We start from the raw sequence: 18,333 nt of genomic DNA on the forward strand, positions 1-18,333 counted from the left end.
ACCATCGATGCATGCCCCCCAAGACCGCTCGCGCCCGCCGGCTCGGCATCGCCCTCCGCCATCACAGGGAGGCCGCCGGGCTGACACTGGAAACCGCCGCGGACGAGATCAACAGCACTCGGAGCACCCTCTCCCGCTACGAGAACGCCCAGACGCTGATCAACCCGGCCACCGTGCGCGCTCTGCTCACCTCGTACGGGGTGAGCGCCGAGGAGGTGGCCGCAGCGGTGCAGCTCGCCAAGGACGCCCGCAAACCGGGCTGGTGGGTGTCGTACTCGTACGTGCTGGACCCCCGCACCATCGACTTCATCGCCCTGGAGGCGGAGGCCACCGCCATCGCCAACTTCGAGCCCTCGGTGGTGCCCGGCCTGTTGCAGACGGCCGACTACGTACGCGGGGTGATGCGCGGGGGGCCGCACACCCTTGTCGACGACCTGGTGGAGCAGCGGGTCAAGGCCCGGCTCGACCGCCAGCAGCGAATCACCGGCGACGATCCAGCAATCTTCGACGCAATCATCGACGAGGGCGCACTGCTGCGCCCCGTCGGCGACCAGTCGGTGATGGACGGGCAGCTACGACACCTGGTCAAGATGGCCGAGCTGCCCAACATCACCGTCCAGGTGATCCCGCTCTCCGCCGGTTACCACCGCGGCACCCGGGGCTCGCTGCACATCCTGGAGTTCGCCGACCCGGAGGACCCGATCATCGCCTCGGTGGAGACCGTCGCCGGTCAGATGATCCTCGACCGGGCGGGCGAAACGCGCACCTGCACCAAGATCATGGAGCATCTGCGGAGCGTGGCGCTCAGCCCCGCCGACAGCCGCAAGCAGCTCCTCTCACTCCTGAAGGGACGGTAGGAACGATGACACCGACGATCACCGCGGCACTGGCCGCGGCGACATGGCGCAAGAGCAGCCGCAGCGGTGACCAGGGCGCCTGCGTGGAGGTCGCCTCGATCCCACGCCTGGTTGCCGTCCGCGACTCCAAGGACCCGGCCGGTCCGGCCCTCCTCTTCCCCCCGACGGCCTGGGCTGCCTTCGCCCAGGCTCCGCCCCGCCACTGACCGACCGTCGACCACGGGCCCGGCGCGCGACCGACAGCGCCGGGCCCGTGCACGGTCGGACCAGACGCGGGCAGCGGGTCGGGCGACAAGCGGGCTCAGGTCCGCCAGAATCCCGCCCATGCGCGGCCGGGCCACGATTGCGCGGTGGATCGATGACCTGCGGGCTCAGGCGACAAGCGGGCCGGGTTCCGGCGCGGCGCGCAGCGCCTCCAGCGCGGCGATCGCCACGCCACGGGCGCCCGCCATGTCCCGGTCCGGCACCAGGGCGAACGTGGCGTGCGCCGCCTGCTCCTGTCGGAGCACTGTGTGCTCGCGGACCGTCGCCAGGAACCAGTCCCGGAACTCCGGCGCCGCCTCCACCACGCCGCCACCCACGAAGTACGCGTGCGGGTCGGTGAAGTTGGACGCCACAGTGAACAGCCGCCCCAGCGCCATCGCCTGCTGGGTGAACAGGTCCCGGGCCAGGGCGTCGCCCCGCTCCCCGTAACCCCGGACGAGCTTCGCCGCCCGGGCCACCGGCTCGGCGGTGAGCGGGTGGTCGGGATAGCGGGTCAGCCAGTACGGCAGCAGGTTGCGCTCGATGCCGGTAAGCGACGCGACGCTCTCGACGTCGCCGGTGAAACCGCAGGCGCAGGTCGGCTCCGGCTGCCCCGGGCCGAGCAGCCCGTTCAACGGGATGTGCACGTGGCCCAACTCCCCAGCCATCCCGGCGGCACCGGCGATCACCCGACCACCTTCGACAACGCCACCACCGAGCCCGGTGCCGACGATCGCGGCGACCGACGACCTGGTCATCGCCTCGTCGCCGAAGTACACGTGGTGGGCGTAGAGCGCGGCGGCGTTGCCGTCGTTGTGGTAGATCACGGGCAGGCCGAGGCGCCGCTGAAGCGCGCCCCGTACGTCGAAGCCCCGCCACGCGGGCTGGGAGAAGTTTGTCGAGCCCCGCGACGAGATGACACCTGTGGCGCTCGCCGGGCCGGGAGTGTCCAGGCCGACGGCGCGGACCAGCTCGCGCGGCACGCCCGTGTGGGCCAGCGCACCGTCAAACGCGCGGGCCAACGCCTCGATCGCGGCCTCCGGCCCGGCGCGCACCTCGCTGGGGATCTCCAGCAGCCCGTCCACGAGGAACCGGCCGTCCACCGTCAGCACGGTGGCGTTGTTGCTGGTGCCGCCGTTGTCCAGGCCGACGACCACCGGCACCCCTGCGCTGCCCACCGAAACCCCCCTCCCGACGACTGGATGTGAGCCGAGGCTAGTGCCCAGTCCCCTCCCCCGCCATGCCGATCACCGCAGGACATGTGGAAGCCCCGACATCCGTCGGTAAGGACCCACGTCCCAGACCGCCCGGACGTTCGCGAAGACCCCCGGGTGACGTTCGGGATGGCCCCTGGAGGCTGTCGCGCGTCCTTTGCTCTGCTTCAACCGCCCAGGCGCGGCAGCAGCGGCGCGGTGGCGGTGGCGGTGGCGGTCAGTGCGGGGTCAACCGGGACGGCGGGCGATCACCGCGGTCGCGTCCAGGTCCTCATCCTGCCGGACGGTCGGCACCAGCCCGACCGCGTCGAGGGCCCCGCAGAGCGCGTCCGCCTGGACGATGCTGACCTCGACGACCAGGTGGCCGCCCGGTGCGAGCCATTCGGCCGCGCCGGCGGCCACGCGGCGCAGCACGGCGAGCCCGTCCGGCCCACCGTCGAGCGCGACCGGTGCCTCGTGCAGCCGTGCCTCGGCGGGCATCAGCGCCACCGCGTCGGTCGGCACGTACGGAGCATTGGCGACCACCAGGTCCAGGTGGCCCCGCCAGCGCGGTGGCAGTGGGGCGAACAGGTCGCCCTCGTACACCTCGGCGGTCAGCTCGGCGAGGTTGCGTCTGGCGCACGCCACGGCCGCCGGGTCGATGTCGGCGGCGGCCAACCAACGCGGCGCGAGCCGGTGCGCGAGCGCGACAGCGGTGGCCCCCGAGCCGCAGCACAGGTCGACAACTGCCGCCGCCGCGCCGGTCACGGAGGCCGCCGCCTCGACCAGCAGGGCGGTCCGACCACGCGGCACGAAGACGCCCGCGTCGACCGCGATCCGCAGACCGCAGAACTCCGCCCAGCCGAGCAGGTGTTCCAGCGGTTCGCCGGCCACCCGGCGGTCGGTCAGCTCCGTCAACGCGGCGGGAGACTCGGCGGCTGCCAGCAGCAGATCGGCCTCGTCCTCGGCGTAGACACAGCCGGCGGCACGCAACCGGCCCACGAGAACGGACCGGTCGACGGGAGGCGCGGCTGTCACGACCTCAGGCCGGCCCGGCTGCGTCAAGCGCGGCGGAGATGTCAGCCACCAGGTCGGCCGTGTCCTCCACGCCGCAGGAGAGCCGGACGAAGCCGGGCGGGGTGTCGTCGCCCCACTGTGCCCGCCGGTCGGCACTGGTGTGCGTGCCACCGAAAGAGGTGGCTGCGGCCACCAGCCGGGAGGCGGTGAGGAAGCGGCCGACCCGGTCGGCGTCGCCCAGATCGAACGAGAGCACGCCGGGCATCCGCCGCATCTGCGTCGACGCCACCGGGTACGCGGGATCGCCCGGCCGCCCCGGCCAGCGCAGACCTGTCACGTCAGGCCGGCCGGCCAGCAGGTCGGCGATCGCTGCGGCGTTGGCGCTCTGCCGGGCCAGCCGCAGGTCGAGCGTGGCTATCGACCGGTGGGCCAACCAGGAATCGAAAGCGCCCGGCACCGAGCCGGTGACCGTGCGCCAGGACGTCACCGCCCCGACCAGATCGGCGGACCGGCTGGCCAGGTAGCCCAGCAGCAGGTCGGAGTGGCCGGTGAGCGCCTTGGTGCCGGACGCGACCACCAGGTCGGCGCCGAGATCCAACGGGCGCTGCCCGAGCGGGGTGGCTGTGGTGTTGTCCACAGCGAGCAGAGCGCCTGCGGCGTGCGCGCGCTCAGCCAGGGCCGCCACGTCGACCACGTCCAGGCCGGGGTTGGCCGGGGTCTCCACAAGCACCAGGCGTACGCCCTCAAGCGACGGGTACGGCCCTGCGGTCGGTACGAAGACCACCCGCACACCGATGGTTTCCAGCACGTCGGTGGCGAACGCCCGGACGGGGAAGTAGCCGTCGGCGGGCAGCAGCACGGTGTCCCCCGGGCGGAGCACCGCGAGCAGCAGGCCGGTGATGGCAGCCTGACCGGTGGCGAAGACGCGGCAGTCACCGCCCTCCAGCTCGCCGATGGCGGCCTCCAGCAGCCGCCGGGTCGGATTGTCGGGGCGGCCGTAGCCGTTCGGCGACGAACCCTGGCCCTGCCACGGGTCGAGGTGGTACGGCGCGGCGAACACCGGCCCCGGCAGGAACGGGTCACCCGGTACCGGCTCGGGCAGCCCGGCGTGCAGACAGCGCGTGCCGTCTCCCAGGTCGGTCATCGGATCCTCACTCGTACGACTCGGGCTTGGCGGTCCGGCTCATCAGAGCCTGCACGGCCAGGCGTGGGTCCATGCCCTCGTGGCAGATCCGCTCGACGTGTTCGGTGATCGGCATTTCCACACCGTGCGCGCGGGCCAGGTCGCGGATCGCCAGGCAGCTCTTCACGCCCTCGGCGGTCTGCCGGGTCGCGGCCTGCGCCTGCTCCAGGGTTTCGCCCCGGCCCAGGTGCTCGCCGAAGGTGCGGTTGCGGGCCAGCGGGGACGAGCAGGACGCCACCAGGTCGCCCATGCCCGCCAGGCCGGCGAAGGTGATCGGGTCCGCGCCGAGCGCCACGCCCAGGCGGGCCGTCTCGGCCAACCCGCGGGTCATCAGCATGGCCCGGGTGTTGTCGCCGAAGCCCATCGCCGTGGCGATGCCGTACGACAGCGCGATGACGTTCTTGACCGCCCCGCCCAGCTCGCAGCCGATCACGTCGTCGTTCGTGTACGGGCGCAGGTAGGGCGTCCGGATCGACGACTGGACGAGAACGGTGCGGTGGTGGTTGGTCCCGGCGACCACAGTCGCGGCCGGCTGCTCGGCGGCGATCTCCGGGGCGAGATTCGGGCCGGAGACGACAACCACCCGGTCCGCGGCGACCCGGGCGGTCTCCACGATGACCTCGCTCATCCGCTTGGTGGTGCCGAGTTCGATGCCCTTCATCAGCGACACCAGGGTGGAGTCCGGGTGCAGGTGCCCGGCCCACTCGGCGAGGTTGCCCCGCAGGGTCTGCGACGGTACGGCCAGCACCACCAGCTCGGCGTCGGTGATCGCCTCGATGGCGTCGGCGGTGGCGGTGACCCGATCCGGCAGCAGCAGATCCGGCAGGTACTCGGTGTTGCGCCGCTCGGTGCGGATGCTGTCGGCCACCGCGGCGCGTCGCGCCCACACCGTGACGTCCCTCCCGGCGTCGGCGAGGATCTTGGCGAACGCGGTGCCCCAGGAGCCGGCGCCGAGAACCGCGACGTGGCCGGTCACGCGACACCTCCGTGTTGCTGGGGTTCGGCGGAGGGTCGGACCGGCCGCGCCCACAGCGGTGGCGGCGTTCCGCCCCGGATCTCGGCGAGCATGTCCCGCAGGCGCAGCATGATGGCGTCCGTCATCTCCTCGAGGGTGGCCCGGGTCGGCGGGGCGTCCGCCCACCGGGTCAGGTCGACCGGGTCGCCGGCGACCACGGTAACCGGGATCCGCGGGCGCGGGTTGAACCGGTTGGTGCGCGGGTCGAAGATCCGCTCCGGCCCCCACATCACCAGCGGCACCACGGGCGCGCCGGTGGCCAGCGCCAGCCGGGCCGCGCCGGTCTTGGCCTTCATGGGCCACAGGTCCGGCTGTTTGGTGGTGGTGCCCTCCGGGTAGATCACGACCGCGCCGCCCTGGTCCAGCGCTTCCACCAGGGCGTCCAGTGAGCGGACCGCGTCCACGCTGCCCCGCTCCACAGGGATCTGCCGGCACTGGCGCAGGATCCAGCCGACCACTGGCACCCGGAACACGCTGGCCTTGCCCAGATACTGCGGCCAGCGGCCCGACTCGTAGATGAAGTGCGCGGAGACCAGCGGGTCGGCGTGCGAGATGTGGTTCGCCACGATGATCACGCCGCTGTCTCCGCCGAGGTGCTCGCCGCCCCGCCACGTACGTCGGGTCCACACGAGCATCACCGGTTTGACCAGCACCACGGCGAACCGTCGCCAGAACCCCAGCCTCCGCCGTGCCACCTGTGCCTCCTCGTCGCGCCCCGCACCGCCACGGGTCCGGCCCACGACACCCGCAGCGGAAATCATGCCTGCTCGCCCCCCGTACGGCCAGGGAGGGTCCCGCCGCCCTGCTGGCAGGATTGCGGGCGTGAGTCAGCCGAGGTGGGCCGTGGTGGTGCCGGTGAAGCGTCTGTCGGCAGCCAAGAGCCGGCTGCGGGGCGCACTGCCCGGCGTACCCCATGAGGAGCTGGCGCTGGCCCTGGCCGCTGACACGCTCCGCGCGGTGCTTGCCTGCCCGGCGGTCGCCGAGGCTCTTGTCGTCACCGACGACGCCCGCGTGGCGGCGGTGGTCCGCGCCGCCGGAGCGCGGGTACTTCCCGACGAGCCGGACGCCGGCCTGAACGCCGCCTTCCGGCACGGCGCGGCGCACGCCCGCGACATGTGGGTGGCCGGGCTGACCGCCGACCTGCCGGCGCTGCGCCCCACCGAGTTGGCCGGCGCGCTGCTCGCGGCCCAGGCCGGCGACGACGGGGTACGCCGGTTCGTGGCGGACGCGCCCGGCGTCGGTACGGTGCTGCTCGCCGCGCCGCCAGGAGTCGACCTCGAGCCACGTTTCGGGGTGGGTTCGGCGGCGGCGCACACGGCGAGCGGCGCCCTGCCGCTGCCCGGCGACTGGCCCAGCCTGCGCCGCGACGTGGACACCGCCGACGACCTGGCCGCCGCCGCCCGGCTCGGCCTCGGGCCGCGCACCGCCGCGCTGGTGGCCGCCGCCTGCCCGGCGCGCTCCGCGAGCTGACCCCCCGGTGTACGGTGCCAGCATGCAGGGCACGGTGGCCAGCTACGACGCGGCGACACGCAGCGGGACGCTGCTGCTCGACGACGGCACCGAACTGGGTTTTCCCGCTCGGGCGTTCGACGCCTCCGGGCTGCGGCTGCTCCGGCTCGGCCAGCGGGTGCGCATCGACACCGATCCCGACGGCGAGGTCGTCCGGGTGACATTGCCGACGATGATCTGAGCCGGCGGGGCCAAGTTCATTTTGCGTTAACCGTAATCGGGTGATTATGAGCGGGTGAGCACCCCTCGCGAGCACCCGGCCAGCCCGTCCACCACCGATCCCCTCAACGGCGTCCCCGCCCGTGGCACCGACGGCCGGTTTCGGCCGTCCCGGGCCGAACGTGCCGGTGCCGCCCGCGCCGACACCCTCGCCGACGACCCGGGCGCGGCCTCCTCGGGGCTCGACGAGGTCCTCGAATCCGCCGCCCCGCCCACCGAGACGGACGGGCCGGCTGCCGGTGGCGCCCTGGCCACCACAGGCTCCCCCGCTGACGGCGACGAGGACGACAGCCCGGCGGCTCCCCCGCTGCCGGACGACCGCTTCCTCAACCGGGAGCTCTCCTGGCTCGACTTCAACGCGCGGGTGCTGGCGCTCGCCGAGGACCAGCGCACCCCGCTGCTGGAGCGGGCCAAGTTCCTCGCCATCTTCGCCAGCAACCTCGACGAGTTCTACATGGTGCGGATCGCCGGGCTGAAGCGGCGGCTCTCCGCCGGCCTGCCGGTCCGTGGCGGGGACCGGCTGCCCCTGCGTACGCAGCTGGACCTGATCGCCGAGCGGACCGCCGCACTTGTCGCCCGGCACGCCGCCTGCTTCGTCGGCGACGTGCTGCCCAAGCTCGCCGGGGAGGGTATCCGCATCCTGCGCTGGGCCGAGCTGGGCGACCCTGAGCGGGAGCGGCTGCGCACCTACTTCCGGGAGCACATCTTCCCGGTGCTGACCCCGCTGGCGGTCGACCCGGCGCACCCTTTCCCGTACATCTCCGGGCGGTCGCTCAACCTCGCCGTCGCGGTCCGCGATCCGGACGGCGGCTCCGAGCTGTTCGCCCGTGTGAAGGTGCCGAACAACGTGCCCCGCTTCGTGCGGGTGGACCGGGACCAGCCGGGCGTGCGGATGCTGCCGGTGGAGGACCTGATCTCGGTGCACCTGGGTCAGCTGTTCAGCGGCATGCAGGTGGTCGAGTGCCACCTGTTCCGGGTCACCCGCAACGCCGAGGTGGAGGTCGACGAGGACCGCGACGAGGATCTGCTCCAGGCGCTGGAGCGGGAGCTCGCCCGCCGCCGTTTCGGCCCACCGGTGCGGTTGGAGGTCGCCGCCTCGATCTCCGACCACATGCTGGAGCTGCTCGTCCGTGAGCTGGACATGGACGACCAGGACGTGCTCCGGGTGCCCGGCCTGCTGGACCTCTCGGCCCTCTGGCAGGTGTACGGCGAGGCCGACCGCCCCGATCTGAAGGACCCGCCGTTCGTGCCGGCCACCCACCCGCGGCTCGCCGAGGGCGAGGTGCCGCGCAGCGTCTTCGCGACCCTGCGGGACGGGGACATCCTCGTGCACCACCCGTACCACTCGTTCGCCACGAGCGTGCAGCGCTTCATCGAGCAGGCCGCCGCCGACGAGAACGTGCTCGCCATCAAGCAGACCCTCTACCGGACCAGCGGTGACTCGCCGATCGTCGACGCGCTCGTCGACGCGGCGGCAGCCGGCAAGCAGGTGGTGGTTCTGGTCGAGGTCAAGGCCCGCTTCGACGAGGTGGCGAACATCGGTTGGGCCCGCACCCTGGAACGCGCCGGCTGCCACGTCGTGTACGGCCTCGTGGGCCTCAAGACGCACTGCAAGACCGCACTGGTGGTCCGTCAGGAGGGCAACCAGATCCGCAGGTACTGCCACATCGGCACCGGCAACTACCACCCCAAAACCGCCCGCCTGTACGAGGATTTCGGCATGCTCACCGCCGACCCGGAGATCGGCGCGGACCTCACCGACCTGTTCAACGTGCTTACCGGCTACAGCCGGCAGACCGCGTACCGGCGGCTGATGGTGGCCCCGCAGGGCATCCGTAGCGGCCTCATCGAGCGGATCGAGCGGGAGATCGCGCACGTCCGGCTCGGCATGCCCGGCCTGGTCCAGTTCAAGGTCAACTCACTGGTCGACGAGGGCATCACCGACGCGCTGTACCGGGCCTCGCAGGCCGGCGTCCACGTCGACCTGCTCATCCGCGGGATGTGCACGCTGCGTCCGGGCGTTCCGGGGCTCTCGGAGAACATCCGGGTCCGCTCGATCCTGGGCCGGTTCCTTGAGCACTCCCGGGTCTTCCGGTTCGGAAACAACGGCGAGGCCGAGTTCTGGATGGGCTCGGCGGACCTCATGCACCGCAACCTGGACCGACGGGTGGAGGCGCTGGTGCAGGTGAGCGACCCGGTGGCCCGCGCCGAGTTGGACCACGTGCTCACCGCAGCGATGGGCCCGGACGTCGACGCGTTCGAGCTGGCCAGCGACGGCTCCTGGACCCGACGGACAAGCGACGGCGAGGGCGCCCGGGTGCATCTACAGGAACTGCTGCTGCGCCGTGTCGGTGGCACGGCCCGCTGACCGTTCGCGGCATAGGCTGAGTGGATGGTCGAGGAGGAGCAGAAGTACGAGGTGGACGACACCTACGTGCTACCGGACCTGTCCGCCGCGGCCCCGGCCGGCGGTCAGGTCCGGGCGCTGCCACCGGTGACGCTTGTCGCCCGCTACCTCGACACTGTCGACCTGCGCCTGTCCCGGGCCGGCGCCTCGCTGCGCCACCGCCGGGGCGACGAGTTGCCGTGGACGGTGAAGCTGCCCACCGGCACGCCTGGCGTCCGGCACGAGATCTCCCGCCCGGGGCCGGCCGGGCAGCCGCCACCGGAGCTCGTGGAGCTGGTCACCGCCCTGCACCGGGGCGCAGCCCTGGCACCGGTGACTGTCGTACGGACCCTCCGGCACGCCCACGAGGTGTGCGACGAGGCTGGCGCGGTGCTGGCCGAGGTGGTGGACGACCAGGTGACGGTGCTCGACGACAACGACGCCACCACCGACACGTTCCGCGAGTTGGAGGTGGAGCTCAAGGCCGGTGACCGCACGCTGCTGGACCAGATCGGCGGTGTGCTGGGTGAGGCCGGCGCCAGGGTCGGCTCGTTCACCCCGAAGCACGTACGCGCACTGGGCACGGCTGCGCAGGCCGAGCCCGATCTGGTCGCGCCGGGCGAGCTGCCCGCCGACCCGACCGCCGGCGACGTGGTCACCGAGGCGGTCCGCACTGAGGTACGCCGCATGCTGGCGCACGACCCGCTGGTACGGCTTCGCGTTCCGGGCGGCGGCGGTGACAGCGCCGTGCACCAGATGCGGGTGGCAATCCGGCGGCTGCGCAGCGACCTGCGGACGTTCACACCGCTGCTCCGCAGGTCGTGGTCGCGTCCGCTGCGCGCGGAACTGCGCTGGCTCGCCGAAGTGCTCGGCGCCGCCCGCGACGCCGAGGTGCTGCGTGCCCGGCTGCGACGTACCGCGAACGCGGATCCGCTCAGCCCTCTCGACCAGGACGCTGTGGACCGGCTGGACAAGGCGCTGGCCAAGCGGCAGCGGCAGGCCCTCGCCGCCATCGACAAGGCGCTGCGCTCCGCGCGTTACCTGGCACTTGTGGACGCGCTGGTGCTTGCCGCCCGCGCCCCCCGGTTCACCCGCCGGGCCGCCGAGCCGGCCGCTCGGACGCTGCCCGCCCTTGTGGCCCGCCCGTGGAAACGGCTCACCGGCCCCGACGGCGTCGAAGGGCTCGACCCGCTGGGCCCCGACGACCGCTGGCACACCGTCCGCAAGGAGGCCAAACAGGCCCGCTACGCGGTCAACGCGGTCCTCCCGGCCGTCGGCAAGGACGCGCGCCGGCTGTCCCGCGCGCTGGCCCGCGTGCAGGACGTGCTCGGCGAACACCAGGACGCCGCGGTCGCCGCGGACACCTGGCTCGCCCTCGCCGCCGACCGACCGGGCGACCACAAGCTGGCGGTCGCCGCCGGGCGGCTCGCCGAGCGGGAACGCGAGACGGTCCGCCAGATGCGGGCCCGGTTTCCCGCCGCGTGGCACCGGGCCACCCGGCGACGGCGCACGAGATGGCTCCCGTGACCGGCATCCAGGCGGCCGGCGGGGTCTGCTGGCGTCCCAGCGCCGACGGCGTACGCGTGTGCGTCGTGCACCGGCCCCGCCACGGGGACTGGACGCTGCCCAAGGGCAAGCTGGAGCCGGGCGAGCATCCGATGGTCGCGGCGGTCCGCGAGGTGGCCGAGGAGGCCGACGTGCGCGGCGTACCGCAGGTGCGGCTGCCGTCGGTGCGCTACCGCAGCGAAGGTCAGGACAAGCTTGTCGACTACTGGTCGATGCGGACGGTCGCCAACGGCGGATTCCAGCCCGACACCGAGGTGGACGACATGCGGTGGCTCGCCGTCGACGACGCCATCCGGCTGGTCAGCTACCCGCACGACGCCGAGGTGCTCGCCGCGTTCGCCGCGCTGCCGCCGGTGACGGCCACCGTCGCGCTGGTCCGGCACGCGCATGCCGGCAAGCGGGCCACCTGGACCGGCCCGGACACCGGCCGCCCGCTCGACGCGCAGGGGTGGGCGCAGGCGTACGCCCTGGCCCCGCTGATCGCCGTGTTCCGGCCCGCCCGGCTGGTGTCGGCGTCGCCGCGTCGCTGCGTACAGACCCTGGATCCGGCCGCCGCACTACTCGACCTACCGATCGAGATCTGCGGCGATCTGGACGAGCCTCAGCCGGGCCAACAGCACGACGAGCAGGTGCTCGCCACCGCCGCCCGCCTGCTGGAGCTGGCCTGCGCCGGCGGTCAGGTGGCGGTGTGCAGTCAGGGCAAGGTGCTGCCGGGCGCGTTGGAACGGCTCACCGGGCACGCCGACGACGATTTCACCACGCCGAAGGGCTGCGGCTGGCTGCTCGCCTTCAGCGGCGACCGGTTGCTCGCCACCGACCGCCTCTGAGCCCTCCCGGTTTGGTCGACGTGGAGCCTCGGCACCGGAGGTCGGCGATCCGGAGTGGATCAACGCCAACCGCGTGGGTCAGAGGGGCGGCAGGGTGAGGGTCACCGCGACCGGCAGGTGGTCGCTGGCCGTGCCGGGCGGTGCGACCGGGCCGCGCGGTGTCAGACCGGGCGAGACGAAGACGTGGTCGATCTCCTGGCGCGGGTCGTCGGCCGGGCTTGTCGCCAACGGTCGCCCCGCCGCCAACGCGTCGACGAGACCGGCCCCGGTGAACTGGTCGAACGCCTCGTCGCCCGGCTCGGTGTTCAGGTCACCGCCCACCACCAGCGGGCGGCCGTCCGCGTACTCGGTGGCGAAGTCGACTACCGCGCGCGCCTGGACCACCGGACCGCCGCCGGGCGGCGGTTGCAGGTGCGTGCTGACCACTGCGCACCGGACACCGTCGCTGAAGTTCACTGTGACGGCGAGGGCCTGCGCGCCGGTGGGCGCCCCCACGGCCGGCAGCCGCAGCGTCCGCTCGTCCTCGATCGGCCAACGGCTGAGCACCGCGTCACCCCAGACGGCGTCGGCGGCGGCCCCGAACACGTACGGCATGTCGAGACGATCGGCCAGCAGGTCCAGGGTGTCGTGGCCGCCGTTGAGCAGCCAGCCGCGGTCCACCTCACTGAGCAGCACCACGTCGGGTCGCTGGCTGTCGATCGCGGTGGCCAGCGCGGGAAGGTCGAACCGGCCGTCCAACCCGAAGCCCATCCGGATGTTGTAGGCCACCACGGTGATTTCCTTCGGCGGCCCGTTTCGGTTTGTCGACACCCCCACCTTGTCGGCGAACACGGGCGCCAGCATGGCCAGCGCGGTGACCACCGCAGTGGTCGGCAGCGGCGCCAACCTCCCGGCGTGCCGCTGGCCGGCAGGCGGCCCCTCGGCGGGGCGGGAGGTGAACGCCACGGCCGCGATCAGCCCGGCGACCACCACCGGAACCGCCCCGTTGGGGTAGCCGAGGTCGTAGGCGGAGTAGTAGGCCACTGCCGCCAGCACGAAGACGAGCATGCCGGCCGCGACCGCGTACCCCCGGCGGGCCGCCGCTCGCAGGGCAGCCACCCTGGCCGCGTCGTCGGCGGGGGCCGGCCCGGCTGCGCCGGCGTCGTCGGTGAGGGCGAGGCAGGCGCCGAGACCGATTGCGGTGAGCGGGATGGCCGCGAGGAGCAGGTCGCCGTTGTCGAGGGCGAAGAGCACCGCGCCGGCAAGCACGGCCACCGGTCCCACTGCCCGACCCCACCGCCGGCTGGGCGGGCCGGCCAGCGCGGCCAGCAGGAACCCGGCGACGGCCACCGGCACCGGCGCGAGGCCGAACAACGGTGAGCTGGCCACGCCGTCGTCGGCCACCAGGTACGACATCGCGGTCTGGGCGAGCGCCGGGGCGAGGGCAACCATGCCGGCCAGCAGCAGCACCGGCCCGGCCAGCAGCCACGACCGTGCGCCACCAGGGCCGGGTGGCGCGCTCCGCGCCGCCGTGGCGAGCAGGAGCGCCCCCACCGCCACGGCACTGAACAGCCACGCCATCCAGTCGCTGCGCCAGGCCAGGTCGTAGGTGTCAAGCATCGCGTGGAGCGCCGCGTTCACCGCCAACCCCAGAGCCAGCCCTGGCACCGGCCTGTCGATTCCACCGGCGACGCCCACCAACCAGACCAGCCCGGCGAGCAGCCCTGCGGTGGCCAGCCAGAGCTGTACGCGTCCACCAGGGGTCGCGGTGAGCGCGAGCCGCGCGGCGGCCAGCAGGACGGCCGCGGTGACGGTGACGGGACGGGCGCCGACCCGGCGGACAATCGCCGGTGCCGCCGCAGCGAGGACGAACCAGCCGAGGGCGAACGCGCCCATCAACTCGGCCGGGGTGGACGCGGCCTGACCGAAGATGGTGATGATGCCGGGAAGCCATACGCGCAGCACGTCGATAAGCAGAATGACGCCCAGCGCGAGCGATCCGGTGGTGAGCTGGCGGTAGCGCACCGGCGCCCCATTTCCGTCGGCGGGCCGGCAGAAGGGGGGCCGGCACGGCGATTCTGCGCGTCCACGCCGGGCGGGTCAATGCTCCCGGTACACCACAGGGCGCCCACCGCGCGGGTGGACGCCCTGTGGGCTGTGCCTGTCGGTCAGCGCTTGCTGGCCGTCTTCTTGGCGGGAGCTTTCTTCGCGGGCGCCTTCTTGGCCGCCGTGCTCTTGCTCGCTGCCGCTGTGGTCTTCTTCGCCGTGGTGGACTTGGCCGCCGCGGCGCTCTTCTTCGTCGGTGCGGCCTTCTTGCTGGCGGCCGTCTTGGTCGCCGTGGTGCTCTTGCTCGCCTTGGCCGGGGCGGTCTTCTTGCTGGCAACCGTCTTGGTCGCCGTGGTGGTCTTGGCCGCCTTGGCCGGGGCGGTCTTCTTGCTGGCCGCCTTGGCGGCGGTGGCCTTGGTGCCCGTCGCCTTGGCGCCGGTGGCCTTGGCGCTCGCCGCCTTCGTGCCGGTGGCCTTGGCCCCGGTCGTCTTGGCCGTCGTGCTGGCGGTCTTCTTCGCCGCCACCGTGGCCTTCGGCACCTTGCCGCTGGCCACCATCTCCTTGAACCCGGCCCCGGGGCGGAAGGTCGGGACGGACGTCTTCTTGACCTTCACCGCCTCGCCGGTGCGCGGGTTACGCGCTGTTCGTGCGCCACGCACACGCTTTTCGAACGCTCCGAATCCGGTGATCGCCACCTTCTCGCCCTTGGTGACCGCCGCCTGGACCTCAGTGAGGACCGCGTCGAGCGCGGCCGTCGCCGTCTTCCGGTCCCCCAGGCGAACGGCGAGCGCCTCGATGAGCTCGGCTTTGTTCACGACTTCCTCCCGATTATGCAACTGACTCGACGCGAGCCATTCTGCGCGCACGGTATGCCCTGTGCTGCCTGGACACAAACATTCGGTAGAAAAAAGCCCTTGTGTCGTAACGGATTCGCCCCCACCGGTTGGACCGGTGAGGGCGAAATCCGATGTGCGGGTGGGCGTACGGCTATGCCACTGAGGGCAGGAACGGCAGTCGACCCGCCTCGTACGAGTCGATGTCGGCGACGTGGCGGAGGGTGAGTCCAATGTCGTCCAGACCCTCCAGCAGCCGCCACCGGCTGAAGTCGTCAAGCGGGAACGACCATGTGGCGTCCCCCGCCCGGAGCTGTCGGGCGGTCAGGTCGACAGTCACCGGAGTGGTCGGATCGGCCTCTACCAGATCCCACAACTCCTCGACGGCTTTCAATTCCAACTCGACCGGCAGCAGACCCTCCTTGAGTGCGTTGCCGCGGAAGATGTCGCCGAAGCGCGGCGACACCACGGCGCGGAAGCCCCAGTCCCGCAGCGCCCACACGGCGTGCTCCCGGGAGGAGCCGGTGCCGAACTCCGGGCCGGCGATGAGGATCGACGCACCAGAATAGGATTCATCGTTGAGAACGAATGCCGGATCTTCCCGCCACGCGTTGAAGAGCCCGTCGGCGAAGCCGGTGCGGGTCACCCTCTTGAGGTACACGGCCGGGATGATCTGGTCGGTGTCCACGTTGGATCGCCGCAGGGGCACGGCCGTGCCGGTGTGGGTGGTGAACTTGTCCATCTCCTCGGTCCCTTCTACAGATCGGCGGGTGCGGCGAGCCTGCCGACCACGGCGGTGGCGGCGGCGACCGGCGGGGAGACCAGGTGGGTGCGTCCGCCCCGGCCCTGACGACCCTCGAAGTTGCGGTTGGAGGTGGACGCGGAGCGCTCGCCCGGCTTCAACGTGTCGGGGTTCATGCCCAGGCACATGGAGCAGCCGGCGAACCGCCATTCGGCACCGGCGTCGGAGAAGACCTTGTCCAGGCCTTCGGCCTCGGCTGCCTCCCGCACGGCGGCGGAGCCGGGCACCACGAGCATCCGGACCCCGTCGGCGACCTTGTGGCCGCGCAGCACGTCGGCGGCGGCCCGCAGGTCCTCCAGGCGGCCGTTGGTGCAGGAGCCCACGAAGACCACGTCGATGGGGAGTTCCCGCAGCGGGGTGCCGGGTTGCAGGTCCATGTACTCGAGCGCGCGACGGGCGGCGACCCGCTCCGAATCGGTGACGAACTCCTCCGGGTCCGGCACTGGCGCGCTCAGCGGCGCACCCTGCCCGGGGTTGGTGCCCCAGGTGACGAACGGCGTGATCTGGCTGGCGTCGAGGGTCACCTCGGCGTCGAAGCGCGCGCCCTCGTCGGTGGGCAGCGTCCGCCACCAGGCGAGCGCCGCGTCCCACTCCGCGCCCTGCGGCGCGTTCGGGCGACCCTTGAGGTACGCGAAGGTCGTCTCGTCCGGCGCGATCATGCCGGCCTTGGCGCCCCACTCGATGGACATGTTGGCGATGGTCATCCGCCCCTCCATGGAGAGGGACCGGATCGCCTCACCGCGGTACTCCACGATGTGACCACGCCCACCGCCGGTGCCGACCTGGGTGATCAGCGCCAGCACCAGGTCCTTGGCGGTCACGCCGGGGGCGAGTTGGCCGGTGACGTTCACGGCCATGGTCTTCGGGCGGCTCTGCGGCAGCGTCTGGGTGGCGAGGACGTGCTCCACCTCACTGGTGCCGATGCCGAAGGCGAGCGCGCCGAACGCGCCGTGGGTGGCGGTGTGCGAGTCGCCACAGACGATCGTCATGCCCGGCTGGGTCAGCCCGAGCTGCGGGCCGATGACGTGCACGATGCCCTGGTTCTCGTCACCGAGCGGGTGCAGCTTCACGCCGAACTCGGCGCAGTTGCGGCGCAGCGTCTCGATCTGCGTCCGTGACGTCGGATCCGCGATGGTGAGCAGGTCACCGCGGCGGGACCGGAACGCCGGATCGGCGTACCCGGTCGGTGTGTTGTGGTCCTCTGTCGCGAGCGTCAGGTCGGTTCGGCGCACCCGGCGACCGGCGAGCCGCAGCCCGTCGAACGCCTGCGGGCTGGTCACCTCGTGCAGCAGGTGCAGGTCGATGAAGAGCAGGTCCGGCTCACCAACGGCGGACCGAACGACGTGCGCGTCCCAAACCTTCTCGGCCAGGGTCCTCGGCTCAGGAGTGACTCCCACCATCTGGACATCCTAAATTCTGGGAGGTATGTTTCGGCTTGTGGGACACAGTATGAGCGGTGTTGGCGTTCTCGACAAGGCGGTGGTCATCCTGGCCGCCTGTGTCGACGGCGCCAGCCTGGCCGAACTCGTTGAACGCACGAAGCTGCCCCGGGCCACCGCGCACCGGCTGGCACAGGCACTGGAGATCCATCGGATGCTCGTCCGGGACACCCAGGGCCGCTGGCGGCCCGGCCCCCGGTTGGGCGAGCTCGCCAATGCGGCACCGGACGTCCTGCTGACAGCCGCCGAGCCGCTGCTGGCCGCGCTGCGCGACGCCACAGGTGAGAGCGCTCAGCTCTACCTGCGCCGCGCGGACGAGCGGATCTGCGTAGCGGCGGCAGAGCGCGCCAGCGGCCTGCGGGACACTGTTCCGGTCGGCTCGGTGCTGCCCATGACCGCCGGCTCGTCCGCCCAGATCCTGCTCGCCTGGGAGCCGCCGGAGGCGGTCATGCCGCTGCTGCCACGTAGCAAGTTCACGGGCCGCACCCTTGCCGAGGTACGCCGCCGCGGCTGGGCGCAGAGCGTCGCCGAACGCGAGGCGGGTGTGGCGAGTGTCTCCGCCCCGATCCGGGACCGTACCGGCCGCGTGATCGCCTCGATAAGCATCTCCGGCCCCATAGAGCGCCTCGGCCGCCGCCCCGGCGAACGGCACGCCATGGCAGTCGTACGAGCCGGCCAACGCCTCTCCGGCCTCTAACCAACGCCGGTCCGGCCTCTAACCGGCCTCCGGCCAGCGCTGGTTGATCATGGGGTTAGCGTGGACCGGCATCGGCGTGTCACCCCGCCAACTCCATGATCACCGCGGTGGAGGTGGAACGGAGAAAGGGCCCGCCTCGCGAAGCGAGACGAGCCCTTTCTGTTGTAGCCCCGACCGGATTCGAACCGGCGCTACCGCCTTGAGAGGGCGGCGTCCTGGGCCACTAGACGACGGGGCCAGAACTTTGCTGTTCACCACCCTCGCGGGCGGTGCGGCTTGTAGTCTAGCGGCACCATCGGCCGGGGCGAGCGCGGGGTGCGGGGCCGCAGACCGGCAGGTGGCGACCCGGGAAACGACCCACGAGGTGACACGACCCGTCCCGGAACGACAGGCCCTCGACGACGAAACAGCCCGCCTCACCAGGTGAGACGGGCTGTGCACAGATGTAGCCCCGACCGGATTCGAACCGGCGCTACCGCCTTGAGAGGGCGGCGTCCTGGGCCACTAGACGACGGGGCCAGA

17 protein-coding genes and 2 tRNA genes are annotated in these 18,333 nt (G+C 72.4%); 8 read left to right on the forward strand and 11 right to left on the reverse strand.

What is annotated here, in order from left to right; all coding sequences use genetic code 11:
* Window positions 1-11: 11 nt before the first annotated feature.
* Window positions 12-857 carry a helix-turn-helix domain-containing protein gene (locus tag ACLQ23_RS14360; protein WP_355593641.1) on the forward strand — a complete coding sequence of 282 codons (846 nt, stop codon included), beginning with the start codon at window positions 12-14 and terminating at the stop codon, window positions 855-857.
* 5 nt (window positions 858-862) lie between these two features.
* Entirely contained in the window at window positions 863-1,063 is a 201-nt protein-coding gene (locus tag ACLQ23_RS14365; RefSeq protein WP_355593639.1) for a DUF397 domain-containing protein, read from the forward strand.
* A 165-nt stretch (window positions 1,064-1,228) separates the two neighbouring features.
* Here the strand turns inward: ACLQ23_RS14365 and ACLQ23_RS14370 are convergent, their stop codons facing one another.
* From ACLQ23_RS14370 to ACLQ23_RS14390, 5 genes are all read right to left on the reverse strand, one after another.
* Window positions 1,229-2,278, reverse strand: a complete 1,050-nt coding sequence (locus ACLQ23_RS14370) for an ROK family protein (protein WP_355593637.1) — start codon at window positions 2,276-2,278, stop codon at window positions 1,229-1,231.
* 264 nt (window positions 2,279-2,542) lie between these two features.
* Window positions 2,543-3,331 (reverse strand): putative protein N(5)-glutamine methyltransferase, encoded by a 789-nt coding sequence (locus ACLQ23_RS14375; protein WP_355630958.1) that lies wholly within the window; start codon window positions 3,329-3,331, stop codon window positions 2,543-2,545.
* Between the two features lie 4 nt (window positions 3,332-3,335).
* Window positions 3,336-4,454, reverse strand: a complete 1,119-nt coding sequence (locus tag ACLQ23_RS14380; protein WP_425735896.1) for a cystathionine gamma-lyase — start codon at window positions 4,452-4,454, stop codon at window positions 3,336-3,338.
* Between the two features lie 7 nt (window positions 4,455-4,461).
* Entirely contained in the window at window positions 4,462-5,469 is a 1,008-nt protein-coding gene (locus ACLQ23_RS14385; protein ID WP_355630953.1) for an NAD(P)H-dependent glycerol-3-phosphate dehydrogenase, read from the reverse strand.
* Window positions 5,466-6,203, reverse strand: a complete 738-nt coding sequence (locus ACLQ23_RS14390; RefSeq protein WP_355593629.1) for a lysophospholipid acyltransferase family protein — start codon at window positions 6,201-6,203, stop codon at window positions 5,466-5,468. The genes ACLQ23_RS14385 and ACLQ23_RS14390 overlap by 4 nt, the downstream gene beginning before the upstream one ends.
* Window positions 6,204-6,330: 127 nt before the next feature.
* On the opposite strand from ACLQ23_RS14390, the gene cofC reads away from it, so the two are divergent.
* The 5 genes from cofC to ACLQ23_RS14415 all read left to right on the forward strand — a co-directional run bounded on the left by cofC (window position 6,331) and on the right by ACLQ23_RS14415 (window position 12,015).
* Window positions 6,331-6,978, forward strand: coding sequence for a 2-phospho-L-lactate guanylyltransferase (gene cofC, locus ACLQ23_RS14395; protein WP_355593627.1), 648 nt, complete (start codon window positions 6,331-6,333; stop codon window positions 6,976-6,978).
* 22 nt (window positions 6,979-7,000) lie between these two features.
* Window positions 7,001-7,198, forward strand: a complete 198-nt coding sequence (locus ACLQ23_RS14400) for a cold-shock protein (RefSeq protein WP_355593625.1) — start codon at window positions 7,001-7,003, stop codon at window positions 7,196-7,198.
* Between the two features lie 285 nt (window positions 7,199-7,483).
* Window positions 7,484-9,604, forward strand: coding sequence for an RNA degradosome polyphosphate kinase (locus ACLQ23_RS14405; RefSeq protein WP_425735911.1), 2,121 nt, complete (start codon window positions 7,484-7,486; stop codon window positions 9,602-9,604).
* A gap of 24 nt (window positions 9,605-9,628) precedes the next feature.
* The gene (locus ACLQ23_RS14410) at window positions 9,629-11,149 is read left to right on the forward strand and encodes a CHAD domain-containing protein (RefSeq protein WP_425880720.1); all 1,521 of its coding nucleotides are present in this window, start codon (window positions 9,629-9,631) and stop codon (window positions 11,147-11,149) included.
* Window positions 11,137-12,015, forward strand: coding sequence for an NUDIX hydrolase (locus ACLQ23_RS14415; RefSeq protein ID WP_425880721.1), 879 nt, complete (start codon window positions 11,137-11,139; stop codon window positions 12,013-12,015). The genes ACLQ23_RS14410 and ACLQ23_RS14415 overlap by 13 nt, the downstream gene beginning before the upstream one ends.
* 78 nt (window positions 12,016-12,093) lie before the next feature.
* On the opposite strand, the gene ACLQ23_RS14420 is transcribed toward ACLQ23_RS14415, so the two are convergent.
* The 4 genes from ACLQ23_RS14420 to leuC form a co-directional block, all read right to left on the reverse strand.
* Window positions 12,094-14,019: an endonuclease/exonuclease/phosphatase family protein gene (locus ACLQ23_RS14420; protein WP_355630947.1), complete on the reverse strand. Its 1,926-nt coding sequence runs from the start codon at window positions 14,017-14,019 to the stop codon at window positions 12,094-12,096.
* 143 nt (window positions 14,020-14,162) lie between these two features.
* A complete protein-coding gene (locus ACLQ23_RS14425; protein WP_355593615.1) occupies window positions 14,163-14,855 on the reverse strand; it encodes an HU family DNA-binding protein in 693 nt (230 codons plus the stop codon).
* 172 nt (window positions 14,856-15,027) lie between these two features.
* The gene (gene leuD / locus ACLQ23_RS14430) at window positions 15,028-15,615 is read right to left on the reverse strand and encodes a 3-isopropylmalate dehydratase small subunit (protein WP_355593613.1); all 588 of its coding nucleotides are present in this window, start codon (window positions 15,613-15,615) and stop codon (window positions 15,028-15,030) included.
* A gap of 14 nt (window positions 15,616-15,629) precedes the next feature.
* Window positions 15,630-17,075, reverse strand: a complete 1,446-nt coding sequence (gene leuC / locus ACLQ23_RS14435; RefSeq protein ID WP_355593611.1) for a 3-isopropylmalate dehydratase large subunit — start codon at window positions 17,073-17,075, stop codon at window positions 15,630-15,632.
* Between the two features lie 49 nt (window positions 17,076-17,124).
* Here leuC and ACLQ23_RS14440 point away from each other — a divergent pair, with 49 nt between their 5' ends.
* On the forward strand, window positions 17,125-17,811 hold the full coding sequence (locus ACLQ23_RS14440; RefSeq protein WP_053652407.1) for an IclR family transcriptional regulator: 687 nt from the start codon (window positions 17,125-17,127) through the stop codon (window positions 17,809-17,811).
* 165 nt (window positions 17,812-17,976) lie between these two features.
* On the opposite strand, the gene ACLQ23_RS14445 is transcribed toward ACLQ23_RS14440, so the two are convergent.
* A tRNA-Glu gene (locus tag ACLQ23_RS14445) sits at window positions 17,977-18,049 on the reverse strand.
* Window positions 18,050-18,257: 208 nt separating this feature from the next.
* Window positions 18,258-18,330 (reverse strand) — tRNA-Glu (locus ACLQ23_RS14450).
* Between the last annotated feature and the right edge of the window lie 3 nt (window positions 18,331-18,333).

Source organism: Micromonospora sp. DT41 (assembly GCF_049841715.1).
Lineage (GTDB): Bacteria > Actinomycetota > Actinomycetes > Mycobacteriales > Micromonosporaceae > Micromonospora > Micromonospora profundi.